An 18673-nucleotide genomic window follows, 5' to 3' on the forward strand; every position below is an offset into this window, starting at 1 on the left:
ATATTATGTATTATTGTAAGTAAAAGTTTTATTGTGTGCAGCTTTAAATGGAGGTACTATTATAACAATTAGTAATACATAAAAATCTTAGAATACTATATAGAATATAAAAATTGAAAGGAAGGTGAAAAATCCTGATTGAGCTTGGTAAGCAGATACATTATGTTTACTGCTGCATTATTCAGTCCATAATGTAATAGTGTTGATTAGATAAGTCTATTTAATATTATATATAAATCAGGATGATATGTTTAGTCCTATAAAGAATACAAAGGTTTATGAACAGGTTATTATACAGATAAAAGATATGATAGCCAAAGGAATACTTAAAAAAGGAGATAAGCTTCCCTCAGAGAGAGAGCTTGTAGATAAATTAGGGGTAAGTAGAACCTCTATAAGAGAGGCACTCAGGGCATTGGAAATTATAGGTTTAGTTGAAAGCAGACAGGGTGAGGGTAATTTTATAAGGGATAATTTTGAAAACAGTCTCTTTGAACCTCTATCAGTAATGTTTATGCTGCAAAAAAGCAGTACTCTAGAAATACATCAGGTAAGAGTTATGATTGAAACGGAAACGGCTTCTCTTGCAGCAAAAAATATAAAGGATAAAGATATAGAGGTGCTGCAAGGATTTATAGATAAACTCAAGAACTCAAAGGATGAATTGGAGAGGAGTATTTCTGATAAGAATTTTCACTATAAAATAGCTGAATGTTCTGGAAATTTTTTGATAAATAATATATTGAGATCTGTTTCTTCTTTAATGGATGCTTTTATAGTCAATGCAAGAATGGTTATAGTGAATGAGTCTAAGGCCAGAGAACTTTTGGTAGAGCAGCATGAGGATATATTGCAGGCATTAATTTATAGAGATTCAGAAGCGGCAGTTAAAGCTATGAGAAAGCATCTTGACTGTATAAAAGAACATTTAATACTGATGGATAATATTTATTCTTAATTCTATGTATGTAGCTTGCAATTAAATTGTATATTTAAGCAATAATATAGATAATGAACTTGGTATATAAATTTGTGCTTTAAGATATAAAATTAAAAAGCCTTGTAGTTAAAAAAATGTTTAATTATGAAATTGGAGATTTATAATAAAATATATATTTTATTAATGAAGATAATTTATTACAATATATAGATAGAAATGAAATATTTTTCTAATATAAAAAACTTTGTTAAAGAAATAACTATTATGGAATTATGAAAAAACATGTGTTATTATATAAATATGGAAGAACAAAGTTGTTCTTCCAAAAAAATTATTGATAATGGTAATACCATCTTACCAATAAAATATGTGTTGGAGGTAATATTAATGGACATTTTAGTTTGCATTAAACAAGTTCCAGGTACATCAAAGGTAGAGGTTGACCCAGTAACTGGAGTGTTAAAAAGAGACGGAATAGATACAAAGATGAACCCTTATGATTTATATGCTTTAGAGGCGGCTCTTAGTATTAAAGAAAAAAAGGGTGGAAGTGTTAAAGTAATAAGTATGGGACCACCTCAAGCTATGGATGTAATAAAAGAAGCTTACATGATGGGAGCAGATGAGGGAGCATTAATTTCAGATAGAAAATTTGCAGGAGCAGATGTTTTAGCTACTGCCTACACTATATCTCAAGGTGTAAGAAAAATGGCGGCTTATGACCTTATATTATGCGGAAAACAGACTACTGATGGAGATACAGCACAGGTTGGACCTGAAATGGCTGAATATTTAGGTATACCACATATAGCCAATGTAATCGATATAATAGAGCTTAAAGAGCATTCAATAGTAGTTACAATGGATATGCCAAATACAATTGAAAAGGTAGAAGTACAGTATCCTTGTTTACTTACAGTTGAAAAGGATATCAATCAGCCTAGGCTTCCTTCCTATAAGAAAAAAATTGAAACTAAGGATAAAGAGATAAAGGTAATAAGTCTTAAAAATTTTGAGGATCAAAATGAAAATAGATACGGCTTAAATGGCTCTCCAACTCAGGTAGAAAGGATTTTTCCACCAGTACATGATATTAAGAGAGAAAAATTTGAAGGTACTGGAGAGGAAGTTGGCAGACAAATTGCTGATAAACTTAAAGAATTAAAATTCGTATAGACAGAAAATGTTTGAATTTAACTGTTTAATTAAATAAAGGTTCAAAATATAGATTTATACTATTAGTATGTTTGGATTTTTCTATGCATAAATGTAAGTTTGCATGGAACTCATGGAAGGAGATTATTATGGGAAAGTTATTTGTACATGAAGAAAAATTGACACCTGAAATTGTAAAGGATTTAATTAAAATATGTCCCTTTGGAGCAATAGAAGAAAAGAACGGAAAAATTGAAATGAATGCAGGCTGTAAAATGTGTAAGCTCTGCGTTAGAAAGGGCCCTGAGGGAGTTGTAGAATTCATAGAGGATAAGGTTGAAAGCATAGACAAAAGCCTATGGAGAGGCGTAGCAGTTTATGTGGATCACGTAGAGGGAAACATACATCCTGTAACCTTTGAATTAATTGGAAAAGCTAAGGAGTTAGCTGAGAAGATAAATCATCCAGTATATGCTGTATTTATAGGACATAACATTTTGACTAAGGCAGAAGAACTTTTACATTATGGAGTAGATGAGGTATTTGTTTACGACTATGAAGAACTTGAAGATTTTAGAATAGAACCTTATACAGCCGCTGCAGAGGATTTTATAAATAAAGTAAAACCTTCAACTATACTGGTTGGAGCTACAACTGTTGGAAGATCTTTGGCACCAAGAATAGCAGCAAGGTTTAAAACTGGACTTACGGCAGACTGTACAATACTTGAGATGAAAGAAAATACTGATTTGGTACAGATAAGACCTGCCTTTGGTGGAAATATAATGGCCCAAATAATTAATCCTAATCATAGACCTCAAATGGCTACAGTAAGATATAAGGTGATGAATGCTCCAGAAAGAAGTGAGGAGAAGACCGGTAACATAACCTCATGCAATATAGATAGAAAAAAATTTAGCTCAGGAATTAGAGTATTAGAGGTAAAAAAGAAAGAGGTTGAGGATAATATCTCTGATGCTGATACTATAATTGCCATAGGCAGAGGCATTAAATCAGAGAAAGATATTGAAAAGATAAATGAATTGGCAGAACTGCTTGAAGCTAGAGTGGCCTTCACAAGACCATTAATAGAAGCAGGCTGGGGAGATGCAAGAAGGCAGATAGGTTTAAGTGGAAGAACTGTTAAGCCAAAACTTATTATAACCTTTGGAATATCTGGTGCAGTACAATTTACTGCTGGTATGGATGGATCAGAATATGTTTTTGCAGTTAATGAGGATCCTAATGCACCAATATTTAATGTTGCCAATTATGGTATAGTAGGAGATTTGTATGAAATTCTTCCAGAACTGATTAAGGACGTAAAGAACTATAAGGAGGCGCTATAATATGTCTTATAAAGTTATTGATTCAAAGGATGTAGAATATTTAAAATCCATTGTAGGCGAAAACAGAACCTTTACCAAGGAGGATATAAGTGAGGACTTTAGTCATGATGAATTAGGCGGAGTAAGTAATATGCCAGACCTACTTTTAAATGTACTTACTACAGAAGAGGTTTCAAAAATAATGGAGTATGCATATAAAAATGATATTCCAGTGGTAGCTAGGGGGTCTGGTACAGGACTTGTAGGATCTTCAGTACCTTTAGAGGGTGGAATAATGATTAACCTTACAGGCATGAATAAAATACTTGAATTAGATGAGGAAAATCTTACTCTTACTGTGGAGCCAGGAGTTCTCTTAATGGAGATAAGTAAATACGTAGAGGAACACGATTTATTTTATCCACCAGATCCAGGAGAAAAATCTGCTACAATTGGCGGAAACATAAGCACAAATGCAGGGGGAATGAGAGCTGTTAAGTACGGCGTTACAAGGGATTATGTAAGGGGGCTTGAAGTAGTTCTTCCTAATGGTAAAGTGCTTGAACTTGGTGGTAAAGTAGTTAAAAATAGTTCGGGATATAGTTTAAAAGATTTATTGGTAGGCTCAGAGGGAACTTTAGGTATAATAACAAAAGCAGTACTTAGACTATTACCATTACCTAAAAAAGCCATAAGCTTACTTGTGCCTTTCCCTGACTTAAATAAAGCTATAGGAACGGTACCTAAAATAATAAAGTCTAAAGCTGTACCTACAGCCATAGAATTTATGCAAAGAGAAGTAATATTATCAGCAGAAAAATTCCTTGGCAAAAAATTCCCTGATAATTCTTCAGATGCATATTTGCTTTTAACCTTTGATGGCAACAGTAAGGAAGAAATAGAAGAAGCCTATGATAAGGTGGCAAAGATATGTATTGAAGAAGGGGCCTTTGATGTATTCATAGTTGATACAGATGAGAGAAAAGAAGCTGTATGGTCAGCTAGAGGATCTTTCTTAGAGGCAGTTAAGGCATCTACTACAGAAATGGATGAATGTGATGTAGTAGTTCCAAGAAATAAGGTTGCAGAATTTATCAATTATACAGATGAACTTCAAAATGAATTTAATGTAAGAATAAGAAGCTTTGGCCATGCTGGAGATGGAAATCTACATGTTTATATACTTAGAGATGATTTATCAAAGGATTTATGGAAAAATAAACTTCTTGAAGTCTTTGATGCTATGTATAACAAGGCAATTGAACTTAAAGGATTGGTATCTGGGGAACATGGCATTGGTTATGCTAAGAGAAGATATATATTCAAACAATATGGTGAGGAATATATGTCTGTAATGAGAGGGATAAAGACAGCCTTTGATCCAGAAAATATTTTAAATCCAGGGAAGGTATGTGAATAAAATATATTAACTTGGAAAATTTTTTTGGATTTTTCAGTTAGTTGATACTTTTTCAATAAAACGTGCTATTTATAAAGATTTGCACAATAAAAAAACAGTTTAGTGCTAATATGAATTAGTACTAAACTGTTTTTTATTACATATTTAAGCTAAAGCAGCTTTTAATTTCTCTATACCTACTTTAATTCTCTTTATAGATTCTTCTTTTCCTATTATATCGGCTATTTCAAAAGCTCCGCCTGGAGTAAATTTTTTACCGGAAAGGGCAGTTCTTAGTGGCCATAAAACTATTCCATTTTTAACTTCCATATCCTTAGCAAGCTGCATCATGGAATCATGGATGCTATTCACATCCCATTGATCTAAAGCTTCAAGTATAGGAAGGGATTTAGTAAGACTTACCAATGAATTTTCTGTATTAGTCTTCATTTTTTTATGAGTATAGATTTCTATGTCATAGTCAGGAAGTTCATTAAAGAAATCTACCATCTCAGGTATTTCATTCATAACCTCTACTCTTGTATGTAAAAGCTCACTTATTTTTACAAGGTCTAAGCTATCTTTAGTTATAACTTCCTTATAATAAGGTAGTGCAAGAGCGTGGAATTCTTCTGATGACATTCGTCTTATATACTCACCATTCATCCATCTAAGTTTTACAGGATCAAATATTGCTGGTGATTTATTGATGGTTTTATAATCAAAAATCTTTACTAATTCCTCAAGATTGAATATTTCATTTTCACCTTCAGGATTCCAACCGAGAAGTGTTATATAGTTTACAATAGCATCCTTTAAATAACCCTTATTAACTAAATCTTCAAAGGAAGCGTCTCCGTTTCTCTTACTAAGTTTACTATGAATATCCTTCATTATTGGAGGACAGTGAACGTAAACAGGTACATCCCATCCAAAGGCCTCATAGAGTCTGTTATATTTAGGAGCAGAAGAAAGGTATTCATTTCCTCTTACTACATGAGTTATTCCCATAAGATGATCATCTACAACATTTGCAAAGTTATATGTAGGATATCCGTCAGATTTAATAAGAATCATATCATCCAGTTCAGAATTATCCACAGAGATTTTTCCATATATAACGTCATCAAAGGTAGTAGTTCCTGTAGTAGGATTATTTTGTCTTATAACATATGGAATTCCCTGAGATAATTTCTCCTGTACTTCTTCTTTTGAAAGATGCATACAGTGCTTATCATATTTAAAAGGTCTTTTTAAAGCTTCTGAGTTTATCTTTAATATATCTAATCTTTCCTTAGAGCAGAAACAGTAATAAGCCTCGCCTTTTTCAACTAATTTTTTAGCATAATCCAAATACAAGCCTCTTCTTTCGCTTTGTACATAAGGACCTACAGGACCGCCTATATCAGGACCTTCATCATGTACAAGACCAGTAAATGCCAAAGTTTTATATATAATATCTACAGCACCTTCAACAAAACGTTCTTGATCTGTATCTTCAATTCTCAGTATGAATTTACCACCTTCATGCTTTGCAATCAAATAAGTATATAGTGCGGTTCTAAGATTACCAATATGCATATACCCTGTTGGGCTTGGTGCAAATCTGGTTCTAACTTCTTTTGCAGCCATTTTACTCACTCCTATGAAATTTAAATTTATTCCTAACATAATTAAAGCCTCTCATCCTCAAAGAACGAAAGGCATTACTAGATATACTTATAATAATATAATAGAAAAATAGTGTCAATACTTTTAAAACTTTAAGTATGAATTTCCGTCCAGCGGTATTAGTATCCTAAGCGGCGGATTGCCTCCTATAAGACCTACTGCATATATGCTGTAGAATCTATTTCCTCTAAGTCTTATATTAGGTGCATCTAATAGAACCTTGTTTGTGCTGGCATCTCTTAATTGGAAATGATAAATTCCAGGAACAAGGGATGCATAATCTGTTACACTTTTAAAGGCTACATTTCTGAAAATAACTGTTCCATTTGCAAGGGTTAAATTCAAATTCGGTGAATTAGGTGACAGATTTCCAAATCTAAGAAAAAGCTTACCAGGGATTGTAGGACCTTTTGGTTCTGCAGAAGTTACTAGGCTTATATTTGGAAGTATTCCTACTATAGCTGTAGTAGAAATAGAGTTTGGTGGAATAGTAACATTTTTGCTAAGTATTAAATTATTAGTATTACCTGCTGGATATACCTTTACAGTATAATTACCAGGTGTAACGGATAAATATTCTGTAAACTCTTCATAAGAAAGATTTTCAACTAGTTTAGTGTCATTTAGATAGATATCCACAGCTGGAGAGTTAGGACTAGCATGCAGTGCTCTTACATAGGAAATAGGGGTTGTATGTCTAAAATAATTTTCATAAGGATTAAAAGCCATATAAATTCACCTTTCACATATTTTTACACTTTAATATTATATGCGAGAAATTTTTTTATGATAATCAAATTTCTTAAAGATAATTTGATTTTAGAAGGCCAATAATAGTATATTCAGTTTGGCAAGTAACCCACCAAATTATTGATATTACGTGACTTTCTATTAAAAATTTTCTTACAAGCAAATTTAGTAATATGAATGTTTACAAGGGCTATTTGCCGAATATAGGATTACATAATAAAAAAAGAAAGAGTAATTTCCAATACGTATTTGTATTAAGAAAATCACTCTTTCCTCTATGTGTAATTGAACTTAAAATTATCTTCGTTACAACCTATATACATCTCTACACACCCAATAATAATCTTTCGACTATTAAAGAGCATTTTAAAACCCATATAAATCTTGGCTCGATTATATAAAATACCTTCAAAACTATATAAGATCTTTTGACCTTATATAACCTTACACTTTTTTTACCATTTAAAGGTTATAAAAAGTAATTCGGCAACTTATACAGTCTCAGCTCGACTATTATACATAATTACAAACCACATATATACCTTGCGGCACATAAATAGCTCTACACCACCTATAATAATCTTCCGCCGGCACATAAATAGCATTTTCACACCACTTATATACCTTAAGTCGAATACATTACAACCTCTTCAATGGAGATCATAATATACTCTTTGCACAATAATTTTAAATCCTCTTTACGATATTTATGATACCCCGATAAAGATATTTTATACAATAAAAATAAAAAAAATTAAAAAAGTTGTTGATACTTGGTGTTGATTACGGATAAACTAGTAATATAGATAAAATTCTTGTATCTAAAGATAAAGTTTTTTAAAAAACTTTTTCAAATTTTTAATTTAGAGCCGTGAAATTGTTATCTTTGGATTAGAATAAGCCGAAAAATGCAATTACTGAATAGATGAAAATTTTTTAATGTTTGCAATTTATTGAAAGGCTTATAATATACTAAGAGGAGTGTTAAAATGGAAATAAGTGATAAGAGCATTATATTACTGGCAGAAGATGAATTTGAGGATATTGAGCTTTTGTATCCATTATTAAGATTAAGAGAAGAAGGAATAAGAGTTACAGTTGTAGGAACAGGAAATAAGGATAGCTATACAGGAAAGCATGGCTACACTATTGATATAGATGAAAATGCCAATACTATAAATTCAAAAGAGTACGATGGAATTATAGTTCCTGGAGGATGGGCACCAGATAGATTGAGAACAAATATCTATGTGAAAGGTATTATAAAGGACCTTGCGAAAAGTAATAAGGTTATTGGGTGCATATGTCATGGTGCATCAGTGCTTGTATCTGCAAATGTTATACAGGGGTATAAATTGACTTGTGTGGATTCTATAATTGATGACGTAATAAATGCAGGTGGAGATTACACTTGTGAAGGTAATTTTGTAGATAGAAACATTGTCAGTGCCAAGATACCTGGGAATCTACCACAGTTTATGAGTAGTATCTTAGACTATTTAAATGGAGAAAGCTCCTCAACTGATGAAGTTGTGAAAAAATAAAATTAGTATTCTTTAAGAAAGGTAAAATTAGGCTTTTATATCTTATGAAAAATTTATGTTATAGTATAGGTTATTCTAATAGAAAAATAGATGATTTTATGAGACTATTGCTGGATTATGAAATTAATTGTGTGGTAGATGTAAGATCTGTGCCCTATAGTAAAAGTGAGAAGACAATAGTTTATAATAGTGATAACATTAAAAAAGTACTGAATAAGCAAGGAATATATTATATATACATGGGAAAAGAATTAGGAGCAAGAAATGAAGAATGTATTGATGAACAGGGTATAATATGCTATGAGGCTATAAGAAAAAATAACAGCTATAAAATGGGAATTACAAGGTTAATTGATGGTATGAATAAAGGCTATAATATAGCAATTATGTGCGCTGAAAAAGAGCCTTTAAATTGCCACAGAGCTATTTTAATAGGTTATGATTTGAAAAAGAAGAATATCATTCTTAAGCATATAGTAGATAAAAATTTTGTGAAATCTCAAAGTGATATTGAAGAAGAACTGATGGAAATGTATAGAATAAAGCTTATTAAAAAAGTAGCCCAGTTTTCCATTAACAGCATAATGAACCAAGTGGATTTAGACATGAATGAAGAGGACTTTAAAGTTGAAATGATAGAAGAGGCATACAAAATGAGAGGTAAAGATATTAATTATAAGGTATCTAAAAATAACTAAGGTGAAGAGGTGAGGGTAGTAATGTGACTCACCTCTTTATTAATAATACATATACAGAGAGGTATGATGAAGTTGACTTTCCCTATTAAATTTATTCACACTGCAGACATTCATTTAGGAAGTATGCTTAATATCTTTGATGAAAAGTTAAAAGATAATGAGAATATATTTAAAAATGCTGTATATGAAGCTTTTGAAAGAATAGTAAATTATGCTATAGAATTTAAAATAGATTTTTTACTTATAAGTGGAGACTTATATGATAGAGATGCTAAATCTATTAAGGCCAATAGTTTCTTTAATTTACAATGCAATAGACTTCTAAAGGCAAACATTAATGTATATATTATTGCAGGTAATCATGATTCATTTGTAGGGAAAAAGGAAATTTTTAAATTACCTGATAATGTATTTATTTGTGATAGTGAACAGTGCAGTGAGTTTCACGTTAAGGATAAAAGCCTAAATATAATTGCTAGAGTTTATGGTAATTCCTACAGAGGAAAAGCAGATAGCAGAAAATTGTACAATTCTTACAATCCTCCAGAGGATAGTGTATTTAATGTAGCAATGCTGCATACAGAATTAAATCCCAATAATTTTAATTATGTTCCATGTACCTTAGAAAATTTGAAAGCTAAGGAAAAGATTTCTTACTGGGCCTTAGGACATATACACAAGTGTAAAATACTAAATAGATCAAAACCCATAATTGCCTATTCCGGTATTCCACAGGGAAGAGATATTGGTGAAGAAGGTGTGGGAGGCTGCTTATTAGTGGAGGTAGATGAGTCTAGCAAAACTTTTGTAAAGTTTTTACCTACAGCTTCAATAGTTTGGAAAAAAGTTTATATAAATATAAATGAAAATAGTAATGTTGAACCCAAAAATCTCACAGAACTAATAGAGCTAATTGAACATAAGGCACAGGATATAATGTGTAAAATTGAAGGTATACCATGCCAATTAAGCTCTGAGCCAGATTTAAATAACTTATTAAAAGGCTATGCTGTTAGATGGATAATAGAGGGAAGAGGGAATATAAAAACTATATTTGAAGAGGGGGAGGATAATTTAGAAGAGATAATAAAGGACAGTTTAAATTCAAAACTGATGAATTATTCACCCTTTATATATACTGATTCTATAGATGTAAGAATAGAACGAGAAATGCCTAATATTGAAGAGTTTAGAAATAATAATATTGTTAAAGAAATTGAAGAGTTATGTTATGAAATTTCTAGGGATAGTTCTTTGAAGGAAGAGATTTCAGCTACTTTTGGACAAGTTTGGGAAAAAAATTATGATCTTGAAAATACAAATGATTTAAAAATGCAGCTGGATGAGGATAATTTTAAAGAGATATTGAGAAAAGCTAAAGAACTAATAATTTATAGACTTATGGAGGATAACTAAATGCATATGGAAAAATTATACATAAAAGATTTTGGAATATACAGTAATGCTAATTTAGAAAATATTTCTCCTGGAATTGTAGTTTTAGGTGGTAAAAATAGAGCAGGTAAATCTACATTGTTAAAGCTCTTAAGACATTTTCCCTATGGCTTTTCTAAATCTCTAAATCTTCCAGACTGTAGAGTGGAATATGAAATGGAAGCACAGCTCACCCATAATAGTGAGCAATATAATGCAAGAGTTAAAGGCTTCTCTGAGCCATTAATTACAACTTCAAATAAGAAAAGGTTGTATAAAAATCTGTATGGAAAAATTGATAGCTTTACTTATAAAGAAATATTTACTATAAGTCTAGATGAGCTTCAAAATACAGATAAAAAGGATGAAAAAATACAGGCACTTCTCTTAGGTGCGGGATTAAAGGATATTATTAAAATACCAAAGCTGATAATTGAAATAAAAAAGGAAGCTGAGAAAATTGGTGGTAAAAATGGTAATCCTAAAATAAAATTGTTTAAAACAAACTATTCAACCATAAGTGAGGGTCTGGCTATTAAAGAAAAAGCTGCGCTTCAGGTAGATGAATTCAAAGCTTGTAAGGATAGACTTAAGGCTATAGAGGAAAAGATAGAAAAAGAAGAAAATATTAAGATAGATACAGAAGATAATATATTTATACTTGAGATTTTAAAAAATAATTATGAAATTTATAGACAAATAGACAGTATTGCTGCTCAGCTTGAAATAAGAGAAAACAAGCTTAGATATGAATCTTTTAAGGATAAGGATTTGTCTTTGGAAGCACTGAACAATATTAAAGCTGAATACCTTGAAATAGCTGAAGATTACAATAAGTCTAAGATAAAGTTTCTTCAAAACACGGATGATTTCCACAAACAGGAAAGAGACTTTGATTTATACGGAAGCAATATAAGAAATATGCAGTTGACTATTTCAGGTCTAGAGGAAAAAATAAAAAATTATAAATTGGCTTGCCAGGAGTGTAAAAATACTAAAAGAGAAATAAATAAGGATATTGTGGATGTAAATCAGCATTGGAAGGATAATTTCGCATATATATTAAAAATGAACACAGAAGAGATATCCTTTGTTGAACTATGTGAAAATATAGATAAATTAAAGAAGGTTAAAGTTGATATTGAAGCCATAAATTTAAAGATAAAAGAACTTCAGCAGGAAAAAAATATTATTGCACCTTTGAAAGTAAAGGTACAATCTATGAAGATAAATAGTTCATTTGTTGTGTATTCCTTAGTTTCTCTGGCATTTATTATTTTGGGAATAGTTATTTACAGATTCAGCAAAAGTTTTGGAGTCATTGCAAGTTTGGCTGGAATAGCCGGGGCCTTGTATTATAGTTTTTTAAACAGTAGATATTCAGCCGCAGAAAGAGTAAGTATGAGAGATGAAGAAATAAAGTTAAAAGCTATTGACAATGAAATTTATAAAAAAAATGAAGCTTTAGAAAGCCTTCATAAGAGTAAAAGCCAATTAGATTATATTATAGAAGAATATAAGGTAAAGCTTTTTATAGATAGACAGGTGCCTCTGGACAGTATAAAGGATTATTTTAGGATTGTAAGAGACATAAAAAAAAGGGTTATGGACTTAGAATACAATTTGAGTAATATAGAAACTATGGAAAAGGATATATATTCCAATTTAAATAAGATGCTGAAGGCTATTGTAGTTTTTCAGGATATATTGAACTTACCTAAAGAAAATATAGAAAGAGACATTCTTAATAATAGTGAATACATATTTGAAGCTGTAAAAAAACTGAGTACAAGTATGAAACTTTATGAAGATTTTAAAGTAATTAATAATGTAAAATGTGAAATAGAAAATAGGATAATAAAAAAGCTTAAATTAGAGGTTGCTGATAATAGGGATATAGATTTACTAAAAGAAATTGACAAAAATATAGGCTATTTTAATATCTATAATAAATATAGTGAAAATAGAGAAAGATACATAAACTTAAAGCATCAATTGCTTCATTCACTAAAGCTGGATAGAGTAAAAAAACTGCTGGTTGATAACAATGACAATATTAATGATGTAGATATATTTAATGCTTTCAAAGAGCGTATAAAAAACTATGTGAATATAGATGAAATAGATAGACAAATTAATGAGTTAAAGTATAGGCTTAAAGGTGGGAGGAAAGGGTTAGAGGCTTTAAGAGATGAAAAATTAAATATTAAAGAGAAGATAAAGAGATTATATAACAGTGAAGATACATTTGCAGCTCAAAAGAAAATAGAAAGTGGGCGGAGAGAACTAAAGAGCAAAGCAGAGGAATATGCCGTATATAATGCTGCAGTATTTATCCTTGATAAAATCCAAAAGTCTTTTATTGATAACGCAAAGGGCACTATTTTAGGCAGTGCAGGAGATATATTATCCAGCATAACAGAAGGAGAATTTGTTTCAGTACTACCTGCAGAGGAGCTTACAAAATATGATTTTAAAAGTTATAATCAAGATGGGAGCTTAAATGAGAGTACAGATATTTTAAGTAGAGGCACAAAGGAACAATTATTTTTATCTGTAAGACTTAGCAGAATAAAGGATATTAAAGATAAGCTTCCAGTTGTAATTGATGATTCTCTAGTGAATTTTGACTATAGACATTTAAAGAATGTAGTAAAAGTATTAAAGGAATTGTCTATGGAAAATCAAATATTTATTTTAACTTGCCATTCCGAATTAGTTAAGCTTATTGAGGAAGAGGATAAAAATGCTCAATTTTTCAAAATTGAAAAAGGGAATTTTAGCGAAATAAAAGGTGAAGAATTATCGGACTATTTGTTATAACATTATATTAATATTTAAGAATCAAACACGGTATTATATTTCTAAATACAAATACTGTATATGAATGCAACGTAATAAATAAATTATGAAATTCTTCAATTGATAATTTAAAATTAGTGTAAAGTATTCTATTTTAAGTATACTAAAATGAGGGGTTAGGTGAATTTAATGAAACATATTAAGACTGCAGCAAGAATATTAGCATATCTTTTAATTTATTATGCATTTCAAATATTGTTTTTTGCCGTACTGGGAGCAAATGCAATGTTAAAGGGCTTAAACAGCAAGGATATAGAAAGTTATGTATATGAGAATTCAGGAATTGTTTTAATTTTATCTATGATTATATCACTTATAATATACTTTTTCATGTTGAGAAAAAAGAAAAGTAATATATTTGATAGATGTAATTTTAAAAATATAGGTATAAAAAATATTATATTAATAATAGTTATTGGTATAGCTTTTTCTATGATTTTATCAGGAATTGTGGAATATATTATAAAATTTTTCCCATCCTATAATGAGACATCTAAAATGATAAGTATGTCTATGACTTCCATACTGGGTATATTAGCTGTTTTACTGTTTGCTCCTATTTTTGAAGAAATACTGTTCAGGGGTATGGTGTTAAGTGAGATAAAAACGAATATTAATATAACAGCCACTGTTATTATTCAAGGGATTCTATTTGGACTCTATCATATGAATCTATTCCAAAGTCTTTATGCATCTGTTTTAGGAATATTGCTAGGTTTTCTATGTGTAAAAACTGGAAGTGTAGTAGGATCTATAGTGGCACATATAACTTTTAACATTTGCGGAACTTTTATATTTCCATATCTAGTTGAAATTAGTGGCAAGTTTGCATTTTTATATATTATAGCTGGGGCTGTTATTTTTATAGTAGCTGTATATAAATTTAATATATTCAATAAAAATGCTCACCCAATGAGTTTAGAATAAATTGTGTTTATCCGATGACTACCATCCGTAATACTCCCATCTTCTATCAAAGTGGGAGATAACGGATGCTACGTCCCTGGATAACGATTTCTAAGTTTCAGATGGAGAAAAAAACTCCACCTGAAACAAAGAACTCTGTTTATAATAAAAACTAAGAATGGATAGTTAATAATAAACTTTCCATTCTTAATTGAGGAAGAATGCTTATACAAATTGAAGATTGTAAGCTTATTTAAAAATTTGGTTATGTTATATTTAAGAAGAAATTTACTTTATATACTTAGAACTAAATTATAGAGCTAAAGCATTTTTTTCTCCTGTTCTTACTCTTAGTACTTCTGATATGTCTCTTACAAATATTTTACCATCTCCGGGATTTTGTGTCTGGTTGGTTTTGATAATAGTTTCCACCACTTCATCCACATCTTCATCATTTACTACTATAGTAAACATCCTGTTGGAGATAAGTCTATGTTGATCTGAAATTTCCTGTTGTGTATAATCATTTGTGCCAGGAGCCCAATGGGTAGGGGTAAAGTCTACTTTCTTTTTACCTCTGCCAAGAACTTTTCTACAGGTAAAAGATGCAAAGCCAATTTCTTTTAGAGCCTCTGCGGTTAAACCTACCATGTTCATTCTAACAATAGCAGTAATTTCTTTCATAATTAAAATCCCCCTTGTAACAAATTTTATAAGGTTATAAAAATATAAGACTATAGACCTTTTAAACCAGAGCTTATAGTATATACCTCGTCTAGTGAGGAGATAAATATTTTACCATCTCCAAAATTTCCTTTTTCACCAGTTCTTGCATTATTCAATATAATTCTAAGGACATCATCTTTATCTTCATCATTTACGCCAATCATAAGCATTTCTTTAGGAATTTCATCGTAATGAATAGCACCAGCGGTAATTCCCTGCTGTTTACCTCTTCCTACTACATCATATTTTGTTACTGCAGGAAATCCTGCTTCATTTAATTCTTGTAATACCTCATTTACTTTTTCTGGTCTGATAACAGCTTTAATTATTAACATAAAAATCTCCCCCTAAAATTAAATAATTGATATATTTAAAAATAAGTAGCAGAACTAATTTTTACAACTGAGTCTAACTATTTATTTTTAATATATCTTGTTTAAATTCTATAAGTAAACGTTACCATTTTGTAAAATAAAAGTCAAGATTATAGCTATAATAAATCGTAAAATAATATAAGAAAATTGTGAAAATTTTAATAAAAAAACATTATCATCTTAATATTGTAATTATAAAATGATAATGTTTTTTGTTAAATTTGTATTTTTAAGAATAATTATCTATAATAGGATTTTCTTTTTCCTCTTCTTGAAAATAAACTAATGATTTTAAGGATTAAAATGATAATTACAGCTATTACTACAATTATAGCAGCTAGCACTCCGCCATAGAGAAGTTTATTATCCTTTATTAAATCCCCGGTAGAAACTCCAGGATAGAGGTTATATTTTTTGGTTATTCCTCTCTCACTTAAAGTAAGAGTTCCAACAGAAGCATCAGTTTTAAGCTTCCAAGGATCCAGTGAAGAAATATTATCAGTTGATTTTTTCTCTTTGTCGTTTATATCATTTTTATAATATTTGGCATTTTCCTTTAACAGCAAAGGAACTTGTATAGTTTTTGTTGGGCCAAAAAATTTTAAAGGCTTATAGGAAACTGTTTCCGTCTTGTAGGTAGAGTTGCTGGAATATAAATTAGTATAGTTTATGGTATAGCTATAATTAACAAGATTCTCCATGTCCTTAAATACTAATGTATCTTCACTATCATACCCGGAATTCATGATGACACCTATAATTTTTCTGCCACCTCTATCAAATTCTGCAATTAAACACTTTCCAGCTTCATTAGTGTAACCAGTTTTACCACCTATACAAGTCTTATCATAAAGGGATGTCTCTTTTTCTAAAATAAGTTTATTTCTATTTTCTATAGGTATGTTAATTCCATCTGCAGTAGTAATAGTAGCTTCCTTTTGTTTTACAGTATCCAATATGTATTTATTGGAGAAAGCAGCCTTAGCAATTACACTCATGTCATAAGCAGTGGTGTAATGATTTGGATCATGAAGACCGTTAGGGGTTATAAAATGAGTACTTTTAAGACCTAGTTCTGCTGCTTTTTTATTCATTAATACTGAAAAATCTCTATTTGTATCACTGACGTTATCATCTAGTTTTCCAAGTATATTATCTGCAATCATATAGGCTATATCATTTGCTGAATATATTAAAAGGCCCTTCATGGCGTTTTCCATAGTCATTTGTTGACCTACATTTAAAGGCTTTTTATCTAAATTTATAGAGGCAGAGGGCTGAGCTTTAGCACTGGCAGTATATGTAAGCATGTCAGTAGGCTTTTTCGTTTCTGTAAGAAGCAAGGCAGTTAAAAGTTTCGTAGTGCTTGCTGGATATACCTTATTATCTAAATTTTTCTCATATATCACTTCGCCGGTTTCAGCATCTATGGCAACAGCGGCTTTAGCATATAGTTGTGGTGGCTGGTTGTTTTCAGCAGCAAAGGCTGTAGAACCTATAGAAAGTGATATTGCAAAGGTTAATATTAAGGAAATAATTTTACGTTTCAAATTTCATCGCTCCATTTTTGAATAAGGCATCTGAAAAGATAGTAAATTAAGAATGCCTAAAACTTATTGAGATTTAAGGAATTATTTAAAATAAAATATCTTAAATAAAGTCAAAAATCATAATAAGTATATCATTTTATAAATTCTATAACAACAAAAAAAGCATTCGTTCATTTATTTTTAACTTAAATAGAATTGCAGACTTATAAGAACTCTGTTTATGAGCTAAATATTGAAAAGAGCAGTCCTTCACTAAGAAGACTGCTCTTTTCAATAGTGTCAAGCGGATTTTTTACCGCTTATCTTTGTAAAAAACATGGATATTGCTATTAAGGCTATATATATAAATACATAATATATGGATATCAGCCCTGCTGTGAAGAAAAATTTAAAATATATAAATAAAGCTAAAGAAGCTAAACACCAGAATATTGATATATTGCCAATTATATTATTTTTTTTTCTCCAGGATATAGGATCCTTCATTTCACCAATTATCTTATCTCTTGATTTATTATCTGGAGATGTTTTTACTACAAGAGTCTTATGATAAATGCAGAATAATAATGAAATCAAAGCTATACCTAGAAAAAAATATGAAAAGGAAATACTTGTAACAAACATAATAACACTCCCTTTAAGTCTTTTTATTTGTACATATAGTATTCCCTAAAAATTGAAAAAAATAAAACACCAAGGCAATTTATTCACAATATATCTAAAAATAAGTTAATATACTTATTTTTAGATATTAAAAATTACCTTAGTATTAATAGAACATTCTATTTTTTTGTATGAACTTTTATATTGAGAAATTTATTAAATAAATTTATTAAATCAATATATTGATATTCTACATAAGGTTTTTCACCAGAGTTTAAGTCACTTTTTATATCCTGCTTTGAAATAGTAACATCTATTATTTCGTCATTGTGCTTAAACTTTACAATGTAATTCTCAGTACATTGTAAATCATCCTTTAATATTTTTAAATTTGAAGGTGTTGTACATGTTTTTTCAATGGATATAAGATTTGCTTTTACTATAGGTCTTCCATCAACTAATTTTTTTAATAAATATTTTGAAAGCTTAATTAATAAAAGTATAAATAGACCAATAAAAGCCAATCGATAATATAATTTTATATATACAATTATGTTAAAATAAAGATTATATTTGTTGAAAAAAGATGAATTTAGAAAGAAATAAAGTATGCCTGGTGCGATTATATAGCAGATTATAAAAATTGTTATATAATCTAATAATTTCTTTTTCAAAATATTTTCCTCCTTAAAAGCCAATAATAAATAAAAAACTTACCATGTAAAAATTATAT

16 protein-coding genes are annotated in these 18673 nt (G+C 30.0%); 9 read left to right on the forward strand and 7 right to left on the reverse strand.

From position 1 onward, the window contains the following. Window positions 1–247: 247 nt before the first annotated feature. The 4 genes from ABF633_RS15475 to ABF633_RS15490 all read left to right on the forward strand — a co-directional run bounded on the left by ABF633_RS15475 (window position 248) and on the right by ABF633_RS15490 (window position 4843). Window positions 248–958 carry a FadR/GntR family transcriptional regulator gene (locus ABF633_RS15475; RefSeq protein ID WP_415524792.1) on the forward strand — a complete coding sequence of 237 codons (711 nt, stop codon included), beginning with the start codon at window positions 248–250 and terminating at the stop codon, window positions 956–958. Window positions 959–1327: 369 nt separating this feature from the next. Further along, on the forward strand, window positions 1328–2116 hold the full coding sequence (locus ABF633_RS15480; protein WP_415524793.1) for an electron transfer flavoprotein subunit beta/FixA family protein: 789 nt from the start codon (window positions 1328–1330) through the stop codon (window positions 2114–2116). Between the two features lie 128 nt (window positions 2117–2244). Then, entirely contained in the window at window positions 2245–3444 is a 1200-nt protein-coding gene (locus ABF633_RS15485) for an FAD-binding protein (protein WP_415524794.1), read from the forward strand. 1 nt (window position 3445) lies between these two features. Then, window positions 3446–4843 (forward strand): FAD-binding oxidoreductase, encoded by a 1398-nt coding sequence (locus tag ABF633_RS15490; protein WP_415524795.1) that lies wholly within the window; start codon window positions 3446–3448, stop codon window positions 4841–4843. A 144-nt stretch (window positions 4844–4987) separates the two neighbouring features. On the opposite strand, the gene gltX is transcribed toward ABF633_RS15490, so the two are convergent. Further along, window positions 4988–6454 (reverse strand): glutamate--tRNA ligase, encoded by a 1467-nt coding sequence (gene gltX / locus ABF633_RS15495; protein WP_415524807.1) that lies wholly within the window; start codon window positions 6452–6454, stop codon window positions 4988–4990. A gap of 123 nt (window positions 6455–6577) precedes the next feature. After that, window positions 6578–7222 carry a DUF4397 domain-containing protein gene (locus ABF633_RS15500; RefSeq protein ID WP_415524796.1) on the reverse strand — a complete coding sequence of 215 codons (645 nt, stop codon included), beginning with the start codon at window positions 7220–7222 and terminating at the stop codon, window positions 6578–6580. A 1010-nt stretch (window positions 7223–8232) separates the two neighbouring features. Here ABF633_RS15500 and ABF633_RS15505 point away from each other — a divergent pair. The 5 genes from ABF633_RS15505 to ABF633_RS15525 all read left to right on the forward strand — a co-directional run bounded on the left by ABF633_RS15505 (window position 8233) and on the right by ABF633_RS15525 (window position 14708). Further along, complete coding sequence (locus ABF633_RS15505; protein WP_415524797.1) at window positions 8233–8787, forward strand: type 1 glutamine amidotransferase domain-containing protein; 555 nt, start codon at window positions 8233–8235, stop codon at window positions 8785–8787. A gap of 44 nt (window positions 8788–8831) precedes the next feature. Continuing rightward, on the forward strand, window positions 8832–9485 hold the full coding sequence (locus tag ABF633_RS15510) for a DUF488 family protein (RefSeq protein ID WP_415524798.1): 654 nt from the start codon (window positions 8832–8834) through the stop codon (window positions 9483–9485). A 63-nt stretch (window positions 9486–9548) separates the two neighbouring features. Then, window positions 9549–10901: a metallophosphoesterase family protein gene (locus tag ABF633_RS15515; protein WP_415524799.1), complete on the forward strand. Its 1353-nt coding sequence runs from the start codon at window positions 9549–9551 to the stop codon at window positions 10899–10901. Then, the gene (locus ABF633_RS15520; RefSeq protein WP_415524800.1) at window positions 10902–13742 is read left to right on the forward strand and encodes an AAA family ATPase; all 2841 of its coding nucleotides are present in this window, start codon (window positions 10902–10904) and stop codon (window positions 13740–13742) included. A 168-nt stretch (window positions 13743–13910) separates the two neighbouring features. Continuing rightward, window positions 13911–14708, forward strand: coding sequence for a lysostaphin resistance A-like protein (locus ABF633_RS15525; protein ID WP_415524801.1), 798 nt, complete (start codon window positions 13911–13913; stop codon window positions 14706–14708). A gap of 291 nt (window positions 14709–14999) precedes the next feature. Here the strand turns inward: ABF633_RS15525 and ABF633_RS15530 are convergent, their stop codons facing one another. The 5 genes from ABF633_RS15530 to ABF633_RS15550 form a co-directional block, all read right to left on the reverse strand. Then, window positions 15000–15371: a P-II family nitrogen regulator gene (locus ABF633_RS15530; RefSeq protein ID WP_415524802.1), complete on the reverse strand. Its 372-nt coding sequence runs from the start codon at window positions 15369–15371 to the stop codon at window positions 15000–15002. A gap of 50 nt (window positions 15372–15421) precedes the next feature. Further along, window positions 15422–15748, reverse strand: coding sequence for a P-II family nitrogen regulator (locus tag ABF633_RS15535; protein ID WP_415524803.1), 327 nt, complete (start codon window positions 15746–15748; stop codon window positions 15422–15424). Window positions 15749–16026: 278 nt separating this feature from the next. After that, window positions 16027–17337 carry a D-alanyl-D-alanine carboxypeptidase family protein gene (locus tag ABF633_RS15540; protein WP_415524804.1) on the reverse strand — a complete coding sequence of 437 codons (1311 nt, stop codon included), beginning with the start codon at window positions 17335–17337 and terminating at the stop codon, window positions 16027–16029. 279 nt (window positions 17338–17616) lie between these two features. Then, window positions 17617–17961, reverse strand: a complete 345-nt coding sequence (locus ABF633_RS15545) for a hypothetical protein (RefSeq protein ID WP_415524805.1) — start codon at window positions 17959–17961, stop codon at window positions 17617–17619. Window positions 17962–18119: 158 nt separating this feature from the next. Then, window positions 18120–18614 carry a hypothetical protein gene (locus tag ABF633_RS15550; protein WP_415524806.1) on the reverse strand — a complete coding sequence of 165 codons (495 nt, stop codon included), beginning with the start codon at window positions 18612–18614 and terminating at the stop codon, window positions 18120–18122. Between the last annotated feature and the right edge of the window lie 59 nt (window positions 18615–18673).

The organism is Clostridium sp., assembly GCF_047718555.1.
In the GTDB taxonomy this organism is placed as follows: domain Bacteria; phylum Bacillota; class Clostridia; order Clostridiales; family Clostridiaceae; genus Clostridium_I.